We start from the raw sequence: 23,063 nt of genomic DNA on the forward strand, positions 1-23,063 counted from the left end.
GCTATACCCGGAACCGGGAGACGTTCTGGTTCAGGGCCTTGCCAATGCTCTCTATCTGCCCGCTGTAAACGTCATTTTCCGTGGCTGCGGCGGCCGCTTCCTGCCCCTGATCCGCGATTCTCGTAATCGACGAGTTTAGCTCTTCGGTCACCGACGTCTGCTCTTCGGAGGCCGTGGCAATCTGCGACGTCATCTGGCTGATCGAGGTAATGGCTTCGGCAATCCGGTTCAGGGCCTCCATGGCATCCTGGGCTTTTTCCATGCTGACACTGGAAACCGCAGTTGACGCTTTCATTACATCAACCGCATCGTTAGCGCCTTTCTGCAGACGCTCGATCATATTGTTGATTTCCTCGGTGCTGGATTGGGTGCGTTGGGCAAGGTTGCGCACCTCGTCGGCCACCACCGCAAAGCCCCGCCCTGCCTCGCCGGCCCGTGCGGCTTCAATAGCAGCATTCAGCGCAAGCAGGTTGGTTTGTTCGGCAATGCCCTGAATCACTTCCAGGACAGTCGTGATTGAAGCGACATCCTTGCCGAGTGTGTCGATGACTTCAGCCGCCGCGTTGACCTCCCTCGAGAGCTTCTGCACCGCATCCCGGGAGGCGGCGACGGTCTCAAGCGATGCCCGGCTGTCGCCGTCGGCAGTATTGGCGGCGTCGGCTGTCTGTTGGGCGTTCTGTGCGATTTCGCCTGCGGCCGCCGACATTTCGTTGATGGCGGTGGCCACCATGTCGATCTCGACCTGCTGGCTCTCCACGCTTGAACGGCTGGTGCTGGCTGTGTCTCTCAGGGAGCTGACATTCTGGCCCAGCTCCGCACTGCCCTGCTGTACGTCCCAGACGACGTTCTGGATATTCTCGACAAACCGGTTGAAGCTTCTGGCCAGCTCACCAAATTCGTCTTTTGCACTGTCGTCAAGGCGCTGGGTCAGATCTGCATCGCCGCTACCGATGTCTCCCATGGCTTTGTTCAGACGACGAACAGGCGCCATAAGCACCTTGATGCCCAGATGCAGAATGACCAGTGAAACGATCAGGCCAATGACTGCCATGATCAGACCGGTCATGCGGGCACTCTGAACCGGCGCGTTGATCTTGTCTGCATTCACAAAAGTGCCCAGATACCACTCCACGCCGCGGGCATCGCTGATTGGATGGAAGCTGGCCTCCCAGTTCCCCTCTTCATTGTTATATTCGTGGGCAGCTCCGCCGAGGTCCGGGCTGCCGCCAATCAAAGCATTGATGTTCTTGCCCACAAGCGCCTGCTGAGGGTGGAACAGAACGGTTCCGCGTTCGTTGATCAAGGCTGCGTAGCCGGTATCCGCCAGGGTTACAGTAGAAAGGGTTTCCGCGATAGCGCCCAGACCGATATCTGCGCCGGCCACGCCTTCGTAGTCACCGCGCTTCACAGGCGCAAGCGTGGAGATAATCATGTCGTTGGTGCTGGCATCCTGGTACGGTTCGGTAAATGAGGCGCTTCCAAGGCTCATGGCCTTCTTGTACCAGGGACGTTCGCGGGGGTCGTAATCAGACGGCAGGGTTGCATTGGCTTCCGGCGATTTCATCAGCATGTAGCCGTCGGTGCGGCCCACATACACATCGCGAAACCCTCCACCGGTCGTAATGGCCTGGAGCACAACACGCGCCTCTTCATCATTCTTGGCGCTTTCCAACGCTTTGGCAGTGGCTTCGGTCATCACCAGCCGGGTATTGAGCCATTCGGCAATGCTTGAGGTGCTTTGCTGCACTGTGTCGTCAATCAGCGCGTCTACATAGGTTTTCGTGGTGTTCTGCAGCCGTAAATCGCCAGAGAGGGTGAAAGCCCCCATAACCAAAAGCAACAGAATACCGAAAGCAGTCAGGAGCTTTTGCCCGAATGTCAGCTGCACGGTCAAATCCTCAGCAATGAAAATTGATATTCGTTAATTTGTCTTTCGGCCTGCGGTGCGAAGTCTTTAGCGGCTTCTGTTAAACTTTCTAAGTATTGACGCAAATGCCGAGCTTGTCCTACTCCATAACGAACGGGAGCCGAACTGAATGGCCCATGAAGAACTGCACCTCAACCTCCGGAACCTGAAGCTTGAAGATTACGAACAGCTTCAAAAGCTTATGGACCGCGTTTACGACGACATCGGAGGCGCCTGGCCCAAGGACACGATCAAAGCTCTGGTGGAACAGTTTCCAGACGGCCAGATCTGCATTGAGGAAAGTGGCCAGCTGGTAGCAGTTGCGCTGACGGTTTCCGTAAAATACGACCGATTCAGCAACCCCCATACCTACGATGACCTGATCCTTCGCAACGAGAAGATCTGGCACAACGCCAATGGCGATTCGCTTTACGGTCTGGATGTTTTTATTCACCCGGATTACCGGGGTTACCGGCTCGGGCGTCGTCTCTATGAGGCCCGGAAAGAACTCTGCCGCTCCATGAACCTCAGGGGCATCCTGGCTGGCGGCCGCATACCCAACTACTTCAAGTATGCCGAGCAGTATTCCCCCGAGGAGTACATCCAGCGCGTGGATCGCAAGGAAATCTACGATCCGATCCTGAGCTTCCAGCTTTCCAATGATTTCCAGGTCACCCGGCTGATGCATAAATACCTGCCGGAGGATGAGAAATCGATGGGCTACGCCACCCTGTTGGAGTGGCGCAACATCCTTTACACCCCGCCTTCTCCGGTCCTCAGCGTCAAGAAGACGCAGGTGAGGCTTGGTGCCGTGCAGTGGCAGATGCGGGAATTCACCTCCGTTGAAGAAGTTCTAAAGCAGGTGGAATACTTCGTGGATGCGCTGTCTGATTACAAGAGTGACTTCGCTATCTTCCCGGAATTCTTCAACGCGCCGCTGATGGGGCTTACGGACCAGATGGACCAGACCCGCGCCATTCGCTTCCTCGCCGGGTTTACCCAGCAGTTCAAGGAAGAAATGTCTGAAATGGCGGTGAGCTACAACATCAACATCATCACGGGCTCCATGCCGTTGATCGAAAATGACCGGGTGTACAACGTTTCCTATCTCTGCCACCGGGATGGCCGAGTGGACGAGCAGCGCAAGGTTCACATTACGCCCCATGAACGGCGCGACTGGGTTATTGAAGGTGGTAACCAGTTCGAGGTCTTTGAAACCGACGCCGGCCGGGTCGCTATCATGATCTGCTACGACATAGAATTCCCGGAGCTGGGGCGAATTGCTGCCAGCCAGGAAGTCGATATCATCATGGTGCCCTTCTGGACCGATACCAAGAATGGCTACTTGCGGGTTCGCCAGTGTGCACAGGCGCGGGCGATCGAAAACGAGTGTTATGTCGTAATCACCGGCAGCGTGGGCAACTTGCCGAAAGTCGAGAACCTGGACGTCCAGTACGCGCAGTCCTCCGTATTCTCGCCATCGGATTTCGCCTTCCCCCACGATGCGGTGATGGCCGAAACCACGCCCAATACGGAGATGATCATGTTCTCCGATATGGACCTGGAAAAGTTGAAGCTGGTTCGCAACGAGGGGTCTGTCACTAACCTGAAAGATCGCCGCGTTGATATGTACGAGCTGAAAACAAAGTAAACTGGCCTGATCTGCCGTAAAAGATTGTTAAAAAACTGCCTTAGCGGTGGAGCGTATGGCACTGATGGCGTTGCAAAACCAAAGTCCAGTGTCTATTGTTTAATCAATATCCAGCCTGTCTCCCCATGAGACAGGTTGCTGTGGATACGGACATCACCAGAGAAGTTGATTCATGAACGAAGCATTGCCGGATCTTGTCGCCCGATTTCGAATCAGACAGGGCCTTTTTCGAAAGGAACTTGTCGAGGCAGCCCTCTACGAACTGGACGGCTATGGATGCGTGATGAAAACCGACAAGGTGTTCAACCCCGGTGATACCGTGGTGCTGGATCTCGTGATGGACATGCCGTTTGACAAGATCCGTGCGGAAGGTCTGTCCGGGCTGGTCACCGAACGCAGAAAACACTGCAGCAATTTCTTCTACTCCATCGATTTCGTGGAACTCGACTCCAACGGTGGCTCGTCCCTGGCGGAGAAGCTTCGCAGAATTCGGGAAGTGGTATCCAAAAAGCAGTCACTCAAGTCACGTCGTTCCCCAGGCTCCATTTCCGGTTTCCGGCAAATGGCCTGATTCTGATTTTTCGTTGAAACCTGTCCGTAAGGAGACAATCCATGGCGAAGAAAGCCAAACAGAACGTTGATAAGATCGTGAAGAAGGTCAACAAGGAGTTCGAAAAGACCTCCGCCCAGATCGAAGGTCTGGTGAACGATGCACTGAAGCAGTTCGACAGTCTGCAGAATCAGGTTCAGGAGCCAGTACGCAAACTGCTCAAGGAAATTGACGAACTTCGCGACCGTGAGATGAAGCGTTTCCACGAAGAGTTTGAACGCCGCCTTGACGAATTTCACGAACTTCAGAGCAGTATTCTTGAACGTCTGGGTGTTGCCTCCAAGGAGGCGGGCAAGGAAGTGAAGAAACTCACCGACGAAGTGAGCAAAGAAGCCGGCTCCGCCGCTAAAAAAGCAGCCCCGAAGAAAGCCGCCAAACCGGCCGCCAAAGCAAAAGCCGCTGCCAGCAAGCCTGCTGCCAAAAAGCCTGCTGCCAAAAAGCCGGCTGCCAAGAAACCTGCCGCCAGGAAAGCGCCTGCGGCCAAAGCGGCCAAGCCGGTGGACAAGAGCGACCTGACACTGGTCAAAGGCATTGGTCCTGCCACTGCCAAGAAGATGAAGGACGCTGGAATCACTTCCATCGACCAGATCGCAAATCCTTCTGCAGCAGACCAGGAAAAGCTGAAGGCTTTCTCCAACGTCAAGGGATACAGCCAATTTACAGCTGAAGCCAAGAAAATCAGCTAATGCGAACGCCTGACCAGCCTGTATTACGGGACATTGTCCTGATTGGCGGCGGGCACAGCCACGTCGGGGTACTCAAACGGTTCGCCATGAACCCGGTCCCCGGCGTGCGCCTGACCCTCATCTGCCGCGACACCCACACCCCCTATTCCGGCATGTTGCCTGGCTATGTGGCCGGCCACTACAGCTACGATGATGTCCATATAGATCTGAGCCGCCTGGCAGAATACGCCGGTGCGCGCTTTTATCGTGCCGAAGCCATGGGCATCGACCGGGAACGCAAGCGGGTTATCTGTCGGGGGCGCCCGGACGTACCCTACGATATTCTTTCCATCAACATTGGTTCCTCGCCGCGGGTTAACGAAGTGGAAGGCGCCTCCGATCATGCCGTGCCGGTGAAGCCGATTACCGGTTTCAACAACCGCTGGCTTGCGCTGCTCTCCCGGATCGAGAACCACGAAGGCCCCCTGACGGTGGCGGTTGTCGGAGCGGGTGCCGGTGGTGTTGAGCTCACCCTGGCAATGCAGTTCCGGCTCAAGAACGAATTGAAACAGCGTGGCAAAGACCCTGGGCAGCTCCATTTCCACCTGTTTGACGCAGCAAGCGAAATCCTGCCCACTCACAATCCGAAGGTTCGCGAGGTTTTCCGCAGGACGCTGGCGGAACGCGGTGTGAAGGTGCACCTGGGGTCCCCGGTAAGCAAGGTTCAGGAAGGGCTATTGATCACCGAATCCGGTGAAACCCTGCAAACCGACGAAGTGCTCTGGGTAACGCGGGCTGGCGGACCGGAGTGGTTGAAGGATACTGGCCTCGCCCTGGATGACGGACTGTTCCTCCGTGTGCGGGATACCTTGCAGGTGGAAAACGACGACAGCATTTTCGCTGCCGGCGACATCGCCAATGTACTGAACCATCCCCGGGAGAAAGCGGGTGTGTTCGCGGTAAGGCAAGGCCCACCGCTGGCTGACAACCTCAAGCGCCTGGCGACTGGCAAGGATCCAAAGGATTTCTACCCCCAGAAAAAATGGCTGGCGCTGATCAGCACCGGCGATAAATACGCGGTTGCTTCCCGTGGGGATACCCAGTTCGACGGCGCCTGGGTGTGGCGATGGAAGGACTGGATCGATCGCCGGTTCATGAAAAAGTTCAACGATCTCCCTCCCATGGAGGAAGAATCCAAATTGCCGGATACCGCGGCGGCCCAGAATGCCGAGGAGGCTTCCCAGGCAATCTCAGCCGTTGCCATGCGATGCGGGGGTTGTGGTGCCAAGGTGGGCAGTACAGTGCTTTCGCGGGCCCTGGGGGAACTCAAGCCCATTGAACGCGACGATATCCTCATCGGCCTTCACGCCCCGGACGATGCAGCCGTCCTGAAGGTACCGCCGGGCAAAGCCGTGGTTCACACGGTGGATTTCTTCCGCGCATTTATCGACGATCCCTACATCTTCGGTAAAGTCGCTGCGAATCATAGCCTGGGTGACGTGTTTGCCATGGGCGCCGAGGCACAAAGTGCTACCGCTGTTGCTACCGTGCCCTACGGCATTGAATCCAAGGTGGAGGACGTGGTCTACCAGATGATGTCCGGTGCCGTGGAAGTGCTGAACGAAGCCGGTTGTGCCCTTGTTGGCGGGCATACCGGTGAAGGCAAGGAACTGGCCCTGGGCTTTGCGGTTAACGGCCTGATCGACCCGGAAGAGGTCATGAGCAAAGGTGGCCTGAAAGCCGGAGACGCTCTGATCCTCACCAAGCCCATCGGCACGGGTACCCTGTTCGCTGCTCACGCAAAGCTGGCTGCGAAAGGCCGGTGGATCGACTCTGCCCTCGCCTCCATGGTGCAATCCAACAAGGCCGCGGCAGACTGTCTCCGTAAGTTTGGCTCCAAAGCGTGCACGGACGTGACCGGGTTCGGCCTGCTTGGGCATCTGGTTGAAATGACCAAACCTTCGGGCGTCGATGCCGAGCTGGACCTGTCTGCCATACCGATTCTTCCGGGCGCCGAGGAGACCGCAGCCGCCGGGATCCTCAGCTCCCTGCAACCGGCCAATATCCGCTTGCGCCGGGGGATCCGGGATCAGGGAAAGTGGGTTAACCACGCAAGGTATCCGCTGATCTTTGATCCGCAAACCGCGGGAGGGCTACTGGCAAGTGTTGCGGCAGACAAAGCCGAGGAATGTGTGCGGGAGCTAAAGGCCCTGGGCTACCCACATACTGCAGTCATCGGCCGCATCACCGCTCAGGATGAATCGGGGCCCATCGAGCCCATTTCCCTGCGGGATTAACACCTCTCTGAGCAGCGCTGCATCGCCAGTTGTAGCGCCTGCTCCAGGGATGCCTGCTCCTTTTCTGGAAGAAAACGCTCTGCCAGCTTTCCAACCTGTTGCGCCAAAGTGGCCAGAAACCCGGGATCGGTCTCGGCTCGATTCAGCAGCTCGGCCAGTGCCTCCTCGTTGCCAACCGGGAAATATCCACCATAGTCCGGCCCCAACAAACCGACGTTGCCCGGAATATCGGATGCCAAAACCGGTAAGCCAGCCCGACAGGCCTCGGATACCACGTTTGCCCCGCCTTCCATGATGGAGCTGATCACCATCACCTGGCTGTTTACCATCAACTGCCGGGTGTCGGCTTTATCCAACTCCCCGAGCCAACGGAAGCGAGGGTTCTCGGCCATTTCCCGCTCTGCTTTGCGTTGCCACTCGTCGTTGTGAGCCTTGCCGGCGCAGACAACCTCGATCCGCGAGTACCCTGGCAGCAGCCGCGCAGCATAGGCCACCCGGAGAGAGTCCTTTTCGTGCCGCAAATGGCCGATTACACACACGCCGAACCGGTTGCTCTTGGAGTCCATTTCCGGTTCTGGAAAGGACTCTGGACCCTCGGCCGACTGATACAGCGTTACCAGTTTCTCCGCCAGACCGGCCGGTATGTCGTCGGCTACCAGACCGTGCAGTCCGATGAGCGCATCCGCCACGTTCATGGAATAGAGGGTTTGTTCAGGATACTCGTGCTGGTGGTGATAGATATCCGTACCAGTCAGCGCCACTATGAGTGGCTTTTCGGGCCAGGTTTCACGGAACCGCCGGATGGCACCAGCGCTGCGCCAGGCATGCAACGCTATCAGGGCATCACAGGGCTCACCGTCGTATTCAGTAACCACACGTACGGAATGACCGGCATTTGCCAGCAGGGTTTTCCAGCGCTCAGCCGTTGCCCGGTTCCCTGCTTTCGATCCCGGCTTCGCCGGTGTAACCAAGATTAAACGCATTCTAATCGCCTGAATTGGTCGGCCGTCTTGAGCCATTTAAAAACGTATGCCGTATAGCTGTTCAGAGTTTACGTGAATACAGGTATCCTTCTTTAACAGGAGCCGCTCGTTCAGACTCCCCACTCTAAATATCCGTTTCAACAAGGAAAAACCATGACCCACAATCTTATACGGAAATTGCTGATTATTGGTCTCTGTTCTCTGTTCTCTGCAGCCGCATCGGCCCAGACGTTTATTTTCACGGCCATCCCCGATGAAGACGAAACCAAGCTCGTCGAGCGTTTCCGCGGCATTGCGGACTACCTGTCCGAGGAACTGGATGCGGATGTAAAGTACATCCCCGTCAAGTCCTATGCAGCCGCCGTATCTGCATTCCGGAACAATCAGGTGCAACTGGCATGGTTCGGCGGCCTGTCCGGCGTTCAGGCCAGATCCCTGGTACCCGGTTCGCAGGCGATCGCGCAGGGCACCGAAGACCAGGCCTTCTACGTTTATTTTATTGCTCATGAGAGCACCGGCCTGGATCGCGCAGACCGTTTGCCGGAAGATGTGCGTGGCAAGACATTTACCTTTGGATCGAAAGGCTCGACTTCCGGGCGATTGATTCCCGAGTACCACATTCGCGAAACCTTTGGAGAAGCTCCTGAAGACGTATTCTCCCGCGTGGGTTACAGCGGCAACCACACCCGCACCCTCCGCCTGGTAGAGTCCGGCACTTATGAAGTGGGCGCCATGAACTTCGCGGTCTGGGAAAAAGAACTGGAAAACGGAAACATCAATACCGATGCGGTGAAGGTGATCTGGAAAACGCCAAGTTTCCCCAACTATCAGTGGAGCATCCGTGGCGACGTGGATGAAAACTACGGCGAAGGCTTTACCGATCGCGTCCGCGAGGCCCTGCTCTCCCTGGATGATCCTGAGTTGCTTGAAAGCTTCCCGCGCTCTGCGTTTGTTCCCGCTTCAAACGATGATTACGAGCCGATTCGCAAGGTTGCAAAAGAAATCGGAATCATTGATTGATGGCAGGCTTTGATCTCTCGGGCCTGACGGCCTCTTTTGGGGGTGAGCGGGTTATCGGCCCGCTCACCCTTACTGTTAAGGAGGGAGATCAGGTCGCCCTGGTCGGGAAGAGTGGTGCCGGAAAATCCACTCTGATCCGGCTCATTCACCAGAGGGTGGATCGGGAATCGTCTCTCGTACCACAAGAGCTTGGCCTGGTTAACGCCCTACCGGTATTCCACAACGTGTTCATGGGGCAGCTGGACAAGCACGCCACCTGGTACAACACCGTTGCTCTGATCCGGCCCTTCAAACAGGATAGAAAGCAGATTGCAGAACTGCTGGACGCGCTGAGAATGTCAGAGAAACTCTGGATACCTACAGCGTCCCTTTCCGGCGGACAGCGCCAACGGGTAGCCATTGCCAGAGCCCTTTATCGCAACGCTCCCGTGTTACTGGCAGACGAACCGATCTCCGCACTGGATGGGCCAATGGCACATCACGTCATGAAACTGCTGAAAGACCGCTTCAAAACGAGCGTGATCGCGCTGCACGACGTTGACATGGCCATGAAGTACTGTAACCGCATTGTTGGCATCCAGGATGGCCAGGTCGCCCTGGATGAGCCTACAGAACGATTGACGGCTGCAGACATCATGTCGCTGTACTAGGACCGGTCCCGCGATGCTCTCCTACCCGACGGTACGCACCAGCCTGATTTTTCTTGCGATTGCGCTCGTGGGGTTGCTGTTTGCCGACATAGCGATAACCGCCAACAATCCCTGGCGAGACCTCGGCAATTTTTTCCTGGGCGTACTGACCCCCAATTTCTTCAGTAGCGAAGGGCTGCTTACCGCCCTGTTACGAACCGTGGCCTTCGCGTTCGTGGGGGTAACGGTTGGCGCTATTTGCGGCTTTCTTTTGGCACTGGTGTATCGCTTTCTCCCGGTTCGTATATTCTGTGCCTTTATCAGGGCAATTCACGAGCTGTTCTGGGCCCTTATTTTTCTCCAGTTTTTCGGCTTCCACCCGCTGACGGGCGTACTGGCGATTGCAATTCCCTATTCCGGTATTTTTGCCAAGGTTTACTCCGAGATTCTTGAAGAGGCAGATCCGGAACCGGGCCGGTTATTGCCTCCGGGCACGGGTACCATTGCGGCGTTCCTCTACACAAAGATCCCGGATTGCTGGGTTCAGCTACGGACCTACACGGCCTACCGTCTTGAGTGTGGTCTTCGCTCAAGCGCTATTCTCGGTTTCGTTGGCCTGCCAACACTGGGGTTTTATCTGGAAACCTCATTCTCGCAAGGCATGTACTCCGATGCCGGCGCGATGCTGATCCTGTTCTATGTGCTTATTGCCACCATCCCCCTCTGGGTGAAACCCAAGTTGTTGCCCGTGTATATCCTGGGCGCTCCGTTCTTCCTCGGCGATGGCTTGCCCATTGTCTGGGGCAACGTTGAGCGGTTCTTCACCCAGGACATTGTGCCCAGCCCATTGAGGGATGGTGAGGGCCTTGCTGGCCTGATGCCGTGGCTCAATGAATTGATGATTGAACAGGCCCTGCCAGGAATCTGGAATACCGTGATTCTCACGCAGATCGCGCTCGTGGCCACCGGCATCCTCGCATTACTTGCGTTCCCGCTTATATCGAACCATTTTGGTGGCCCAATACGCCGGACCTCCGGGCATGTTTTCCTGGTGATTGCGCGATCAACACCGGAATACATCCTGGCCTACATTCTCCTGCAGCTCTGGGGGCCCTCCATGCTGCCGGCCGTAGTTGCATTGGCGCTGCACAACGGCGGAATCATCGGCCATCTCATTGGCCGGCAAACCAACACAATCTGGTTGAGATCCGACGCTCCCCACGGCTTCAATCGTTATGGCTGGGAGCTGGTGCCTCGAATCTACCGCGCATTCCTGGCCTTCCTGTTCTACCGCTGGGAAATCATCATGCGCGAGACCGCCATCCTGGGCATTCTTGGTATCTATACCCTGGGTTTCTACGTCGATAGCGCCATTCAAAGCATCCGTTTTGACCAGGCAATGGTGCTCATACTGATCACCGCCATGCTGAACATTGGCGTAGACGTCCTTGGCCGCTTCATTCGCCGCAAGCTGGCCCTGCAAACCATGCCTACCTGCTAGCCGCAGCCGCTGCGATCCCCGTCACAGTTCCGTCATTTCAGTCAATCCCCGGCCGGGTAATGGGGACGGGTTGGCGGTATTGACAGGATACATTCCGTTACACTCCGATAACCTCTTGCAACATTCAGAGTTCTGGTGATGATGGTAAACGGATTGATTCTCTTGGTTCAGCTTGGGCTGTTTGCACTGCTTGTTCTTCTGGCTGTGAAGATGATCTCGCTGATGCGCGCCGAGCCTCTGGCTGCCGGCCATCAGGAAGACTGGGCAGGCAATCATCCGGGAACCCATCAGTCTGAACCAGCCTCACGGCATTCAGAGTGGCCAGTCGCAGTGCGCAAACCGGTTGTCGACGCTGCCCCGGACCGCGCCGAGCTGATTACCCAGCTGCATATTCTGGCGGGCCTTCAGGAAAGGGATTGTCGAGTGAACGGCCTGGATCTATCAACGGCGCCGAATGCGGTTAAGACGTACGTGGCGGTCTGGCTCTATGGCGCCGGTTGTGCCCTCAGCGACAAAACCAATCGGCACTCTTCGGCTCTGGCAGCCACCGTTGCCCAGATTGCCAGTCGAAAAACCGGAATTCGTCAGTCAGAGATTGTTGAGGCGATCGATACCTTGACGGCCAGTACGGTTTACCTGGCGTGTTTCAGGGCGGGGTTGGAAGGAGCGGAATTCTGGCGGTTCAACCACTATGTACCGCCGACTTCGAGCCTTTACGAGGCTATTACCGCTAACGCGTTTATTTAGCAGCCTGCCCGGAGGCAGTCTCAAGTACCCAATCGGTGCCCAGTGCCACAGGTTCTGCGTGATCCTGTTCGTCAGCACGGGTGCCGGTGATCTCGGGCCGGCTGAATCCACCATCGTCCGTATTGGCCATGCTGTCCACGTCGACAGAACGAACCACATAGGCCACGCCATCGGACAACACTTTCGCTCGGTGAGTTAATCCGAAGACAAACCGGCAGTAATCCAGCTTTAGCTGAATCAGATCCTGCTCCGCTTTGCGGATTTTTCTCAGCAGTACCTTCTGAACGCTATCTCCGTAATCCATCACGTTGTCCCTGGTAGTGGCGGTATGGTGATTTTACACAATCCGGGCCCGTTGTCAGCCGACTGACGTCCGGTTGCCCTTGTCTCAGTGTGGCTCGGCCTGAAATACCAGCTTTGCCGGAATGCCCTCGATAGCCTGTTGCCCATGCTGCAGATCAATCCGCCAGGTCATGGTAGCGTCTACGGTACAGAATGGCGCCGTAAAACGCGCGGAGTATTCGTTTCCGTCCCGGTTGCCCAGTGGTACGGGATACTCGCCCATGTACATGGACTCTCCCCGAAGAACGGCGAGAAAACGCTCCGGCCGTTCTGGTGTGACTACCGTGAGTTGGTACTCCATGCCCTGGGTGCCCTCACCCAGTTCGCTCAGGCTGATTTGCCACTCGCCCGAACCGTCTGACCAACTGCAAGGGCCCTCCTGAAGCAAATCACAACGGGCAAGGGGCGCGGCACTCTCTTTGGCAGTAGCACTTTCCAGATCCTCTTTGGCATCCTGAAGCAAGCCCGGACCAAACACTGCTACGGAAACAAGCCCCAGAATCAATCCTGCCACTGCTATTGCGCGTAACATAACGGCACCCCGAACAAACCTGCCGGGCATTATGGGGATTTCTCCCGCCAAGGCAAAGGTTTCTAAACTGGCGCCAGTCATGAGAAAATACCGCGCCTTCAATTCGACCCATTTTGACCACAGGACACGCCCGTGCAGCCGGATATTTCCGTTAAGCACCTGAGCAAGGTATATGGTGACGGTTTCCAGGCCCTGAAGAACATCAACCTGGACATCCGCCGTGGCGAAATCTTCGCCCTGCTCGGCCCCAATGGCGCCGGCAAGACCACGCTGATCAGCATCATCTGCGGCATTGTTAACCTCTCCTCAGGCGAGGTGAAAGCCGCCGGCTACGACATTGTCAAAGACTACCGCAAAGCCCGCGAGACCATCGGCCTTGTGCCCCAGGAACTGAACACCGATTCGTTCGAAACCGTGTGGGATGCCGTTTCCTTCAGCCGCGGTCTGTTTGGCAAGGCGCCGAAGCCGTCCCACATCGAGAAGGTGCTCAAAGACCTCTCGCTCTGGGACAAACGCAACAACCGCATCATGTCGCTGTCCGGCGGCATGAAACGCCGGGTGATGATTGCCAAGGCACTCTCCCATGAACCGCAGATCCTGTTCCTCGATGAGCCGACGGCCGGTGTGGATGTGGAGCTGCGGAGGGACATGTGGGATATGGTCCGCAAACTCCGTGAGAGCGGTGTAACCATTATCCTCACCACCCATTACATCGAAGAGGCCGAGGAGATGGCCGACCGGATCGGCGTGATCCGGCAGGGTGAAATCATTCTGGTTGAGGACAAGACCCAGCTGATGACCAAGCTGGGCAAGAAGGAGCTGCGCCTGCACCTGGCGCACAAGCTCGACAAGGTACCGGGCGAACTGACCCTGGAACCGGTGGAGCTGTCCGAGGACGGCTACCAGCTGATCTACACCTTTGACTCCCAGCAGGAACAGGCCGGCGTTGCCCGGCTGCTTCGGACACTCGGGGATCTGGGCATTGAATACCGGGATCTGCAAACCCGGGAAAGCTCCCTTGAAGAGATTTTTGTCGGCCTGGTGCACGAGTAAGCCCGCCGGCCCAACGGAGAAAGGCATGAACCTTTACGGTATCCGCGCAATCTACAAATTCGAAATGGCCCGCATGCGCCGAACGGTGATGCAGAGTGTGCTCTCGCCGGTGATTTCCACTTGTCTGTATTTCGTGGTCTTTGGCTCCGCGATTGGCTCGCGCATGGGTGATATCGACAACATCGCCTACGGGGCCTACATCATTCCGGGGCTGGTGATGCTGTCCCTGCTGATGCAGAGCATCTCCAACGCCTCGTTTGGCATTTACATGCCCAAGTTCTCCGGCACCATCTATGAAGTGCTCTCAGCACCGGTGTCCTACGTGGAAGTGGTCCTGGGATACGTTGGAGCCGCTGCCACCAAGTCCGTCATCCTGGGGCTGATCATACTTGCTACGGCGAAGTTCTTTGTGGATTACGACGTTCTGCACCCGTTCTGGATGTTCTCGTTCCTGGTGCTGACCTCCATCACCTTCAGCCTGTTCGGCTTCATCATCGGGATCTGGGCGGATGGCTTCGAAAAACTCCAGATTGTCCCGATGATGATCATCACACCGCTGGTGTTCCTCGGCGGCACCTTCTACTCCATCGATATGCTGCCTGAAGTGTGGCAGACCGTGAGCCTGTTCAACCCGGTGGTCTATCTGATCAGTGGCTTTCGCTGGGCGTTCTACGGCGTTTCAGACGTGCATGTCGGTATCAGCGTAGGCATGACCCTCGTGTTTCTCACTGCGTGCATGGTGGGCATCTGGTGGATCTTCAAAACCGGGTACCGGTTACGCTCGTGACAGCAACACCGCAACGCCTTCGAGGCCTGAAAGTCTGGGTCGTACTGGCGGTCAGCTCGCTGATCTACGGGTGCTCTTCAGGCATCGCAGCGCCACAGGAAGGCCTGCCGGTTGTCGAGGCTTGCTTTGTTTCAGCAACGGGCACAGTGCCGGTCAAACTGGAAGTGGCCAGTAGCTCTGAACAGCGCCGGAAGGGTTTGATGGGCCGTACTTCTCTGGCGCCCGACGCCGGTATGCTGTTTGAGTACAGCGAGCCCAGGGAAGCGAGCCACGGCTTCTGGATGTACAAAACCCTGATTCCCCTGGACATTGCCTACCTCAACGAGGATGGCGTGATCGGCAGTATCCGGCAGATGGTGCCCTGCGCCTCGGCCAGTGGTGCCGGCTGCCCCACCTACCCCGCCGGCGTGTCGTTTATCCAGGCCGTTGAGATGAACGCCGGTTTTTTCCAGGAACATGGAATCCGGACCGGCGACCGGCTATTCATTGGAAACGGTAATTGCCCGACCCAGTAGGCCGGGCTGATACTCCCAGGCGATTCTAACTGTCCTGCCACTCCGGCTTACGCTTCTCCAAGAACGCACAGATACCTTCCTGGGCGTCGTTGGCCATCATGTTGTCGGCCATTACTTTCGATGTGTACTCGTAAGCATCTTCCAGCGGCATTTCCAACTGCCGATAGAAGGCTTCCTTGCCAATTTTCAGGGTATGGCCGGATTTGTCGGCAATGGTCCGGGCCAGCTTGTAGACCATCTCGTCCAGGTGCTGTTCGTCAACAATCTGATTAACCAGGCCGATGCGTTCAGCTTTCACCGCGCCGATCATTTCACCGGTCAGCAGCATTTCCATGGCGTGCTTGCGGGACACGTTCCGGGACAGAGCCACCATTGGCGTGGAACAGAACAGCCCGATGTTCACGCCCGGGGTTGCGAACCGCGCCGTATCCGCCGCTACCGCCAGATCACAGCTGGCCACCAGCTGACAGCCCGCGGCTGTGGCAACACCCGCTACCCGGGCAATCACCGGCCGGGGCAGATTGACGATCTGCTGCATTACCTTGCTGCACTGGTTGAACAGCGCCAGCTGGAATTCATGGCTATCAAACTGCTCCCGCACTTCCCGAAGGTCGTGGCCGGCACAGAACACATTGCCATGGGCCGCGAGCACCACAACCCGGGTTTCCGTATCGGAGGCAATAATCTCCAGCTCTTCAGACAGCGCCTCCAGCATGGCCATAGACAGGCTGTTCTTCTTCTCCGGCTGGTTCAGCGTGAGCGTGGTAATGCCATTTTCGCTGTACTTGTGAACCAGTTCTGCGGTTTGTTCAGTCATGAGGACACTCCATTTTTAACGGTGCTGCACCAGGCAACCTGCAAACTTACCCTGAGTATTGCTGACTGCGTCTATACTGTCGAAGCGACTTTTGTAGGATGCTCAGTTTTGGAGGCTTTGCGGTTGTTATAGCCCTCTCCCGCCCATAGGCTGTTTGTATAAGCCAGAACGCAGAGAGGAAGAACGCATGTCCAAATCGATAATCCTCAAAGCCATCTTTGCCATCGCGGTTATTGGCGGCGCCATATTCATTATCATCAAGGACGAACCGGCAACACCAACCGGCGATATCAATAGCATCCAGCCGCTGCCAGAGCAGGATAACCCCTGAACTGAACAACACACCTCACCAGAACAGGCGAACTCACATTGCAGACAACCCGAATCAAAGGACTGACCATCGCCGCCCTCGGCGTGCTGTTTATCGTCCCGGATGCGCTGCTTGTGAAAATCACCTCCGTGGATCCGGTGGTGTTCCTGTTCTGGCGGGGTTTATTGCTGGCCCTCAGTTTCTTTGTGATCAGCTGGGCCCGTTACCGTTCCCGGCTGGTGCCTGAAATTCGCAAATGCGGTCGCAAAGGCCTGTTTTGCGCCGGCGCCTTCGCCATCAGCACGCTTGGATTCGTAGTCGGCATGAAAAACACCGCCGCCGGCAACGTGCTGGTGATTCTCAACACCGCCCCGGTTATCGCCGCCGTCATCGCCTGGGCGGTCTGGAAAGAAACCCTGCCCCTGCGAACCTGGGTAGTCATCCTGGTATGTGTGACCGGCGCGACCTTCATGGCCGTTGGCGAATTCGGCAAGGGCGACCCGTTGGGCCTGTTGATGGCTGTGGTTGCCGCCACCGCCCTGGCCTCCAACCTCAATGTGGCCCGCTCTAAACCCGACAGTGATATGAGCGTGATGCTCATGTTCGGGGCCCTGGTGTTGGCCGCTGTGGCCGCTCTGTTTGGCGGGGCCCAGATGCCCTCGGGCAGTGACTTCTTTTTCATTGCCCTGCTCTGTCTCGTGTTCCTGCCAACTGCCTGCATACTGATCCAGATTGGGCCCCGCTATATTCCCGCGGCAGAGGTCAGCCTGATGTTGCTTCTGGAAACCGTGTTCGGGTCCTTCCTGGTGTGGCTGTTCCTGGGCGAGGTACCGCCAAACCTCAGCCTGGTGGGCGGTGTCATCGTATTCTCGGCTCTAGCGGTGCACGGCTGGACGGAAGTCAGCCGCTACCGAAAGGCAAGGCTATTAGTTGATTAATCCGGTTCCTGCGCGCGAAGATACGCGCTGATCAAAAACAAGGAACCGCATTCATGACCAACGTACCCAAGCTCACCGATGCACTGCTCACCCTGGAAAACCGGGTAGCCACCCTTACCCTGAACCGTCACGACCTGCGCAATGCGCTGACAGGCTCACACCTGATCGACGATATCGTGACCACCGCAGAATGGGTGAACCAGTGCGACGATGTGTCGGTACTGGTGATCACCGGGGCGGGCTCTGCCTTCAGTGCTGGTGGCAACATCCGGGATATGGCCAACCGCAGCGGTGATTTTGCCGGCGACGTGGCCGAATGCGCCGATCGCTACCGCAAAGGCATCCAGCGCATTCCCCTGGCCCTGCAGAACGTTGAAGTGCCCATTATTGCCGCCGTGAACGGCCCAGCCATTGGTGCCGGCTTCGATCTGGCCAACATGGCGGATATCCGCATTGCCTCGGAAAGTGCCAAGTTCGGCGAAACCTTCCTCAACCTCGGCATCATCCCCGGCGACGGTGGTGCGTGGTTCATGCAGCGCCTGATCGGCTATCAGCGCGCCTTCGAGCTCACCCTCACCGGCCGTGTGATCGACGCCGCCGAGGCAAAGGAGCTGGGTGTTGTTCTCGAAGTGGTGCCAGCGGACGAATTGATGAATGCCGCAAACGCCATGGCAAGCCGCATGGCAAGCCAGCCGCCAAAGGCCACACGCCTGACCAAACGCCTGATGAAAATGGCGCCGAGGATGGAACTGAAGGATTTTCTGGATGTGTGTGCCAACTTCCAGGGCATGTGCCATAACGAGCCGGAGCACCTGGAAGCGGTGAATAGAATGCTGGAAACGATGTCGAAGAAGTGACAGCCAGCTTTCCCACAAATCTGGCAGGACTATTCCATCAGTAGGGAGCTGAAGAAAAGCAATGAATGATCTTGGTGGAGAGAGCTTTGAGTCCCTTCGAGCGGAGATCGAGCGAAGTCTAGGGCAATGCCTGCTCCAGCTCCAAAGATATGAACTGGGTCTCAAGCACTTTCTGTCGGTGACGGTTGTTAAAGGAAACACAGACACTTTAAAAGACCATCAGGAGGCTCGTAAAAGCCATTTCTACAATAAAACCCTTGGTCAACTGATCGGAGAGCTGACAGGAGAATATTTTTCCCCTTCCTCGGCTGAAGAATATTTTTCGCCGCCGCCGGATGAGCCACTGGAAAACCCGAAGCTTCCTGAGTTCCACTTTCGAGTTTCAATGCCGATGACCGAAGAACGACTTGAGGCTTTAAGGGCAGAGCTTTCAGAAATCGTATCGATTCGAAACGAACTGATTCATCACTTTCTCGAACGGTTCAATCTGAAAGAGATTTCTGTATGCGAGGACGCTGCAAGGCATCTCGCGAATGTTCAAAAAATAGTAACTAAGAATTTTGAAAGGCTAAGAGAATGGGACCAAACACGCAGGTTAGCGGCCCAGCAAGCCTTCAAATTCATGCAGTCAGATGAGTTTGAATCTATGCTGAGTTACGGAATTTATCCCGGTCTGCCCATTGTTTGGCGTGACACGATGGCTGTTCACCTTTTAAAACATGCCGAAACGGAGTTGCGTGGCGATGGCTGGACGGACTTGGGTGAGGCAATCTCCATGATTCAACGAAAGCGACCAGACCTCGGTCCAAAAATTTACCACTGCAAGACCTGGCGGCAACTTTTAACGAAGTCCGGGCTTTTCGAATTGAGAAAAATAAAACATCAAGACGAAACTACTTCGACCTTGTTCCGAAGTCGATAAAGTTATGAGGCCTGTACTAAATGGGGGTTGTCATAATTTCTTTATGTCGTTATCTGTTTGCCCCATTCCATTGTAGGCAGGAGAACTCTAATTACGCATGAGTCGATTTTAGGGGATCGTTACGGTGGCGGTCACTCGCCACCTTGGAGCTCTGTCAATAACTGTACTAGATAGCAGGTTCTCACCTATTTCAAAAAGTCTCTGGAGCGTTTCCTCTTTACTCCTCAATCGCAATTAGAGCACTAAACAACCGGATTGAAGGCTCAGCGAGCCCTGAGTTCCCTAATCATTGCAACTGATCGATTTATGAATCATTACTTGCGCCTCCGAAGGGGCCGGGCAAGTTGAAGCCTTTACAGATATTCTTAGGTCAACTTAACGGATAGAGCCTTACGGCCTACGATCGCAAGTAGACTATACTCTGCTATCTATCGCGACTGCATTTGCAGCGTCCACTACAGTCTCAACTGGTGTATAGATGTCTGCCTCGGCCTCGCCGACATCCAACGAGACGATCAACGCATAAGAAACACGCTCCTCGTTTTTCGCTGACATCAGAGCGCTTTGCCTTTGCTTCCACCAACCCGCAACGGGAACTACTGCAAGAGAGTTTCTTAGTGCTAACTCAGAAGCCCCTCCTTCCCAAGTATCTTGATGAATAGTTCCACGAGTCCTAAGTTGATCCCCGAGGACCCACCCTCGACCATCAGCTTGGCCACCCTCGAACTCTTCATCACGGACACCCACGTTTATGCGCTGAACAAACTGATCTCGGTCTTCGTTTTGGTTGATAAGCTTAAAGCGGAGCCCATAGGACTGATAACGGTACCTTTGCGAGTAGGATCGACGGCCTGGGTTAGGTTCGACAAAGTAAGAGAGTGTCACCCTCAATTTTACCGGAGCGTTACCTAGCGCGAGCAATTCATCAGATGGCCATGGCAAATCGACGAGATGCATTTCATCGAAGGATAGTGCCCCATCCTTCAATTTATATGGCTTTATAGTGTCTTGAACAACCAACGTTAGATACTGATGTGAGCAAGAACTCGCTTTTTCATAATCTGGAACACCATGACCGAACATGCGCAGCATTAACTCTTTCGAGTCTTTCATTCGGAGGCCACTCGCAGCCGCTCGATCCTTGTGCTCGAGCATGCTATCGGTCCATTGCGCACTATGTACAATTAATCCCCGGATTGTCTCGGCCCAATAATCAGGATATTTGGACCAAAGATTTGCTGCGATCCTGGAAGCCAGCGCCGTAGCTGCGCTCGTTTCACGATGATCTGTAAATAAGTTTTGGTTAGAGATATCCGAGGTAGTGACCAGCGATACGCAGTCGGCGTTAGTTATTTCCTGAGAATCAGGTGAAACCAAAAGGTTACCACCCTCCTCAACAATGTCGGGCTTAATGGGGGCCTCACTCCTCCAACCCCATTCCACGGAGGTGCGGGCTGTCGGACAGATATCACCGGAAACCGCCATTGCTTGCCAATTCCGATACTGATGTTCTGCAACATCGACTTTCTCTGTGTACGCACCAACTGTAAGCGCATTCCAGGATTGCCCTGGATCTTCAATACCAAACCGCAAAGTGTTCTCTTGGTAGTCTTGGCTTACATCCGCTCCACGAATGTTCCCTCCACTGATTACAAATAGTCTTCGTCCGTCTCCATCGTATGTCAGTTGATCGATCTCAGATGACCAAGACGTGGGCTGCCCAGTAATTCCATCATGATCTGCAGTAACTGCAAGCGATATAACACGATTAAAATTAGGATTAATCTGCTCGGCATTAGTCACTGAGAAGTATGTAAGAGATCCGAAGAGCTCACGGTCGTGGATACCAGCTGGAGGTAAAATACGGCAGGACTCAAGGCAAAAATTAACAACAATATCTTCATTGGAGGTGGCAGCTGCCGATATGTCGCCGTATGTTGTTATCCCCGCCTGCCTGGTTCCATGGTCATTCATCCTATCATGCTTAGGCCAGTTTACATCCCAAACAGAACAGTTCATGTCAGCAAGAACGGGCGACAGTAACGGATGGTTATAATTAACGCCACCGTCGACAATTAAAACCGAAGTCGACGTATTGTCATCAAAACTGGCTTTTTCGAGAATATGGTTAGTCCACTCCCGTTGATCAATAGGCGATTGTGCCAGGAAAAAATGACCTGTATCTGTGACTTTTCTAAGTTCTACCAAGCACGAGATTAAAGTAAGCGAGGCTCTTAGCTGAGTTATATTGGCGCGGACGGCTAAAACTGTTTGCAGTTCGAATTCCAATGTCCCAGCACCGGTTTGGATTCGTTCGCTTTCGCAAAACCTCAGAAACTCTTGAACTTCTACTCGCTGAAAACTCCGCCTCCTTAACCAAACTTCCCACCAAATAGTTTGGTTTTCATCGGGGAAGTCTTCTGGGTTAGATGTCCAGAAATCTCGAAGGCTCGCAAGTCTAATTTCAGCTATGTTATCAAAAAGCGTTGAGTGAGTTCTGGTGCCATCGGCTTGCTGCCTGTATCTCTCGACCTTATTTATGAATACTTGGCGCCTATCGTCGAGAAGGAAAATAGTGGCATATTCACGCTCACCTTCAGTACGGACATTACAAAGCTTACACTCTTTTGTGTCCAAAGATTCTATTGCTAGGGGAAAGCCTTCTTCCGAAATGATTTCTAAATAAGTTCCGGGATCTTCACTCAAATAATCATCAGACCTAGCTTCGGGCAAGCATTCCTGAATAGCCCCAACTAAGGCGTTTCCATGACGTTGTCTTTGGGCTTTTGTACGAGAAAATTTCTCGAAGTTTCCACGACCAGAGCCGGTGTAATTAATATTTTTCGCAATATTTTCTAATAATATTTGTTCTAAATCCATTTGAAAGAAGCGCTCTTATCTCGCTCGCAAATTTATTGCCTCCGCCAAAAGCGGGACATCCATTTTCCCTTCGTGGTGCATAACGCAGTCTTTTGCTGCATCATCACAAGCTTGCCCTAGGTCAGCATAACTCATCCCTTCCACCAAGCCTTTGAGGGATCCAAGGTTAAGAGAATCTAACTCGAATAAGAATAAACGAGTTTTAATAAACCTCTCAGCCTCTGGCCAACTTGGTTTAGCAAACTCGATTATGTCATCAAACCTTCTAAAGAGAGCTTTATCTAATAGTTCAGGATGATTCGTGGCACAAACTATTAAGCTTTCAGAACTATCATCTTCGAAAAACTTAAGAAAGGAATTGAGGACTCGTCGAACTTCTCCAACATCATTTGTACTATTTCTATGAGCACCAATAGCATCGAACTCGTCAAATAGATAGACAGCTCTCGAGTTAGCAATTTGATCGAAAACAGCACGAAGTTTACCTGCTGTTTCTCCAAGATAACGACTGATAAGGCCGTCAAATTGCAGCGTATACAGTGGGAGCTTTAACTCCGTTGCGAGAACTTTCGCAGTCAATGTCTTACCAGTCCCCGGTGGACCACATAATAGAATTTTCCTGCGGGGCAACAAGCCATACCGCGCCAATTTATCTTTTTGTCGATGCTCCATTATTATCCGCTCGATCCGAGACTGGCACTGCTCATTCAAAACAACTTCGCTGATACGAGTGTCCGCCTGAGACAAATGCAATAACGAATCTATATCGACATTGTTCTGTCGATTAGAGCGTTTGCTTACCGCAGTAACACCTCGACCAAAAACCGACCTACCAGAGCTAACCCTTCTGGCGTGGACCAGCCGTCGTAAATCCTCTGCCAACTTCGTGTGTCCTTTTTTGGCTTCTTTGTCAGCAACCTGCAACGCAACAGTGACGAAGCGCTGCTCATCATCTTCAATGAAATGCTTAACTAGGGCTTTGATCTGCTCTGCTGTGGCCATTTTATCGAAACACTATTGAGTTGACGGCTAATCCACTAAGTTACAGGTTAGCCTGCAGTTAGTCGAGATTACGAGAGCATAGCGCAAATTCGAGGCGCA

The 23,063-nt window shown here is 54.6% G+C and carries 22 protein-coding genes; 15 read left to right on the forward strand and 7 right to left on the reverse strand.

Annotation, left to right across the window (positions count from 1 at the left end):
• Position 1: 1 nt before the first annotated feature.
• Entirely contained in the window at positions 2-1,888 is a 1,887-nt protein-coding gene (locus SIC15_RS09980; RefSeq protein ID WP_412535752.1) for a methyl-accepting chemotaxis protein, read from the reverse strand.
• Positions 1,889-2,036: 148 nt separating this feature from the next.
• Between SIC15_RS09980 and SIC15_RS09985 the strand changes: the two genes are divergently transcribed.
• The 4 genes from SIC15_RS09985 to selD all read left to right on the forward strand — a co-directional run bounded on the left by SIC15_RS09985 (position 2,037) and on the right by selD (position 7,129).
• Positions 2,037-3,557, forward strand: a complete 1,521-nt coding sequence (locus SIC15_RS09985; protein WP_069183627.1) for a bifunctional GNAT family N-acetyltransferase/carbon-nitrogen hydrolase family protein — start codon at positions 2,037-2,039, stop codon at positions 3,555-3,557.
• Positions 3,558-3,729: 172 nt separating this feature from the next.
• Entirely contained in the window at positions 3,730-4,128 is a 399-nt protein-coding gene (locus tag SIC15_RS09990; RefSeq protein WP_069183626.1) for a hypothetical protein, read from the forward strand.
• A gap of 41 nt (positions 4,129-4,169) precedes the next feature.
• The gene (locus SIC15_RS09995) at positions 4,170-4,853 is read left to right on the forward strand and encodes a helix-hairpin-helix domain-containing protein (protein ID WP_412535753.1); all 684 of its coding nucleotides are present in this window, start codon (positions 4,170-4,172) and stop codon (positions 4,851-4,853) included.
• The gene (selD, locus tag SIC15_RS10000; RefSeq protein WP_153633458.1) at positions 4,853-7,129 is read left to right on the forward strand and encodes a selenide, water dikinase SelD; all 2,277 of its coding nucleotides are present in this window, start codon (positions 4,853-4,855) and stop codon (positions 7,127-7,129) included. Before SIC15_RS09995 ends, selD begins: the two co-directional genes overlap by 1 nt.
• Here the strand turns inward: selD and senB are convergent.
• On the reverse strand, positions 7,126-8,112 hold the full coding sequence (senB, locus tag SIC15_RS10005; RefSeq protein WP_412535754.1) for a selenoneine biosynthesis selenosugar synthase SenB: 987 nt from the start codon (positions 8,110-8,112) through the stop codon (positions 7,126-7,128). The genes selD and senB overlap by 4 nt on opposite strands.
• Before the next feature lie 153 nt (positions 8,113-8,265).
• On the opposite strand from senB, the gene SIC15_RS10010 reads away from it, so the two are divergent.
• From SIC15_RS10010 to SIC15_RS10025, 4 genes are all read left to right on the forward strand, one after another.
• On the forward strand, positions 8,266-9,132 hold the full coding sequence (locus SIC15_RS10010) for a putative selenate ABC transporter substrate-binding protein (RefSeq protein ID WP_069183622.1): 867 nt from the start codon (positions 8,266-8,268) through the stop codon (positions 9,130-9,132).
• Positions 9,132-9,782 (forward strand): phosphonate ABC transporter ATP-binding protein, encoded by a 651-nt coding sequence (locus SIC15_RS10015; RefSeq protein WP_412535755.1) that lies wholly within the window; start codon positions 9,132-9,134, stop codon positions 9,780-9,782. The genes SIC15_RS10010 and SIC15_RS10015 overlap by 1 nt, the downstream gene beginning before the upstream one ends.
• A 13-nt stretch (positions 9,783-9,795) precedes the next feature.
• A complete protein-coding gene (locus SIC15_RS10020; protein ID WP_412535756.1) occupies positions 9,796-11,262 on the forward strand; it encodes a PhnE/PtxC family ABC transporter permease in 1,467 nt (488 codons plus the stop codon).
• A 138-nt stretch (positions 11,263-11,400) separates the two neighbouring features.
• The gene (locus tag SIC15_RS10025; protein ID WP_412537606.1) at positions 11,401-12,009 is read left to right on the forward strand and encodes a hypothetical protein; all 609 of its coding nucleotides are present in this window, start codon (positions 11,401-11,403) and stop codon (positions 12,007-12,009) included.
• Here SIC15_RS10025 and SIC15_RS10030 read toward each other — a convergent pair.
• Positions 12,002-12,313: a hypothetical protein gene (locus SIC15_RS10030; protein ID WP_291909025.1), complete on the reverse strand. Its 312-nt coding sequence runs from the start codon at positions 12,311-12,313 to the stop codon at positions 12,002-12,004. The two genes, SIC15_RS10025 and SIC15_RS10030, sit on opposite strands and share 8 nt — an antisense overlap.
• 84 nt (positions 12,314-12,397) lie before the next feature.
• Positions 12,398-12,883, reverse strand: coding sequence for a hypothetical protein (locus SIC15_RS10035; RefSeq protein WP_412535757.1), 486 nt, complete (start codon positions 12,881-12,883; stop codon positions 12,398-12,400).
• Positions 12,884-13,015: 132 nt separating this feature from the next.
• Between SIC15_RS10035 and SIC15_RS10040 the strand changes: the two genes are divergently transcribed.
• Genes SIC15_RS10040 through SIC15_RS10050 form a run of 3 tightly spaced genes read left to right on the forward strand, consistent with a single transcriptional unit; the run spans position 13,016 to position 15,238 of the window.
• On the forward strand, positions 13,016-13,936 hold the full coding sequence (locus SIC15_RS10040) for an ABC transporter ATP-binding protein (protein ID WP_069183617.1): 921 nt from the start codon (positions 13,016-13,018) through the stop codon (positions 13,934-13,936).
• A 25-nt stretch (positions 13,937-13,961) separates the two neighbouring features.
• Entirely contained in the window at positions 13,962-14,723 is a 762-nt protein-coding gene (locus tag SIC15_RS10045; RefSeq protein ID WP_136632317.1) for an ABC transporter permease, read from the forward strand.
• Positions 14,720-15,238, forward strand: coding sequence for a DUF192 domain-containing protein (locus SIC15_RS10050; RefSeq protein WP_412535758.1), 519 nt, complete (start codon positions 14,720-14,722; stop codon positions 15,236-15,238). Before SIC15_RS10045 ends, SIC15_RS10050 begins: the two co-directional genes overlap by 4 nt.
• A 25-nt stretch (positions 15,239-15,263) precedes the next feature.
• Here the strand turns inward: SIC15_RS10050 and SIC15_RS10055 are convergent, their stop codons facing one another.
• Complete coding sequence (locus SIC15_RS10055) at positions 15,264-16,055, reverse strand: enoyl-CoA hydratase (RefSeq protein WP_069183615.1); 792 nt, start codon at positions 16,053-16,055, stop codon at positions 15,264-15,266.
• Between the two features lie 187 nt (positions 16,056-16,242).
• Between SIC15_RS10055 and SIC15_RS10060 the strand changes: the two genes are divergently transcribed.
• From SIC15_RS10060 to SIC15_RS10075, 4 genes are all read left to right on the forward strand, one after another.
• A complete protein-coding gene (locus SIC15_RS10060) occupies positions 16,243-16,386 on the forward strand; it encodes a hypothetical protein (RefSeq protein WP_162841257.1) in 144 nt (47 codons plus the stop codon).
• A gap of 38 nt (positions 16,387-16,424) precedes the next feature.
• The gene (locus tag SIC15_RS10065) at positions 16,425-17,303 is read left to right on the forward strand and encodes a DMT family transporter (protein ID WP_412535759.1); all 879 of its coding nucleotides are present in this window, start codon (positions 16,425-16,427) and stop codon (positions 17,301-17,303) included.
• Positions 17,304-17,356: 53 nt separating this feature from the next.
• Complete coding sequence (locus SIC15_RS10070; protein WP_412535760.1) at positions 17,357-18,160, forward strand: enoyl-CoA hydratase-related protein; 804 nt, start codon at positions 17,357-17,359, stop codon at positions 18,158-18,160.
• A gap of 61 nt (positions 18,161-18,221) precedes the next feature.
• Entirely contained in the window at positions 18,222-19,082 is an 861-nt protein-coding gene (locus SIC15_RS10075; protein WP_412535761.1) for an OST-HTH/LOTUS domain-containing protein, read from the forward strand.
• Positions 19,083-19,496: 414 nt separating this feature from the next.
• Here SIC15_RS10075 and SIC15_RS10080 read toward each other — a convergent pair whose 3' ends face one another.
• Together SIC15_RS10080 and SIC15_RS10085 are read right to left on the reverse strand one after the other, a co-directional pair.
• The gene (locus SIC15_RS10080) at positions 19,497-21,962 is read right to left on the reverse strand and encodes a S8 family peptidase (RefSeq protein WP_412535762.1); all 2,466 of its coding nucleotides are present in this window, start codon (positions 21,960-21,962) and stop codon (positions 19,497-19,499) included.
• A 15-nt stretch (positions 21,963-21,977) separates the two neighbouring features.
• Positions 21,978-22,964 carry an AAA family ATPase gene (locus SIC15_RS10085; RefSeq protein WP_412535763.1) on the reverse strand — a complete coding sequence of 329 codons (987 nt, stop codon included), beginning with the start codon at positions 22,962-22,964 and terminating at the stop codon, positions 21,978-21,980.
• Positions 22,965-23,063 lie beyond the last annotated feature (99 nt).

This window comes from Marinobacter sp. MIT932201, assembly GCF_047123295.1.
In the GTDB taxonomy this organism is placed as follows: Bacteria; Pseudomonadota; Gammaproteobacteria; order Pseudomonadales; family Oleiphilaceae; genus Marinobacter; species Marinobacter salsuginis.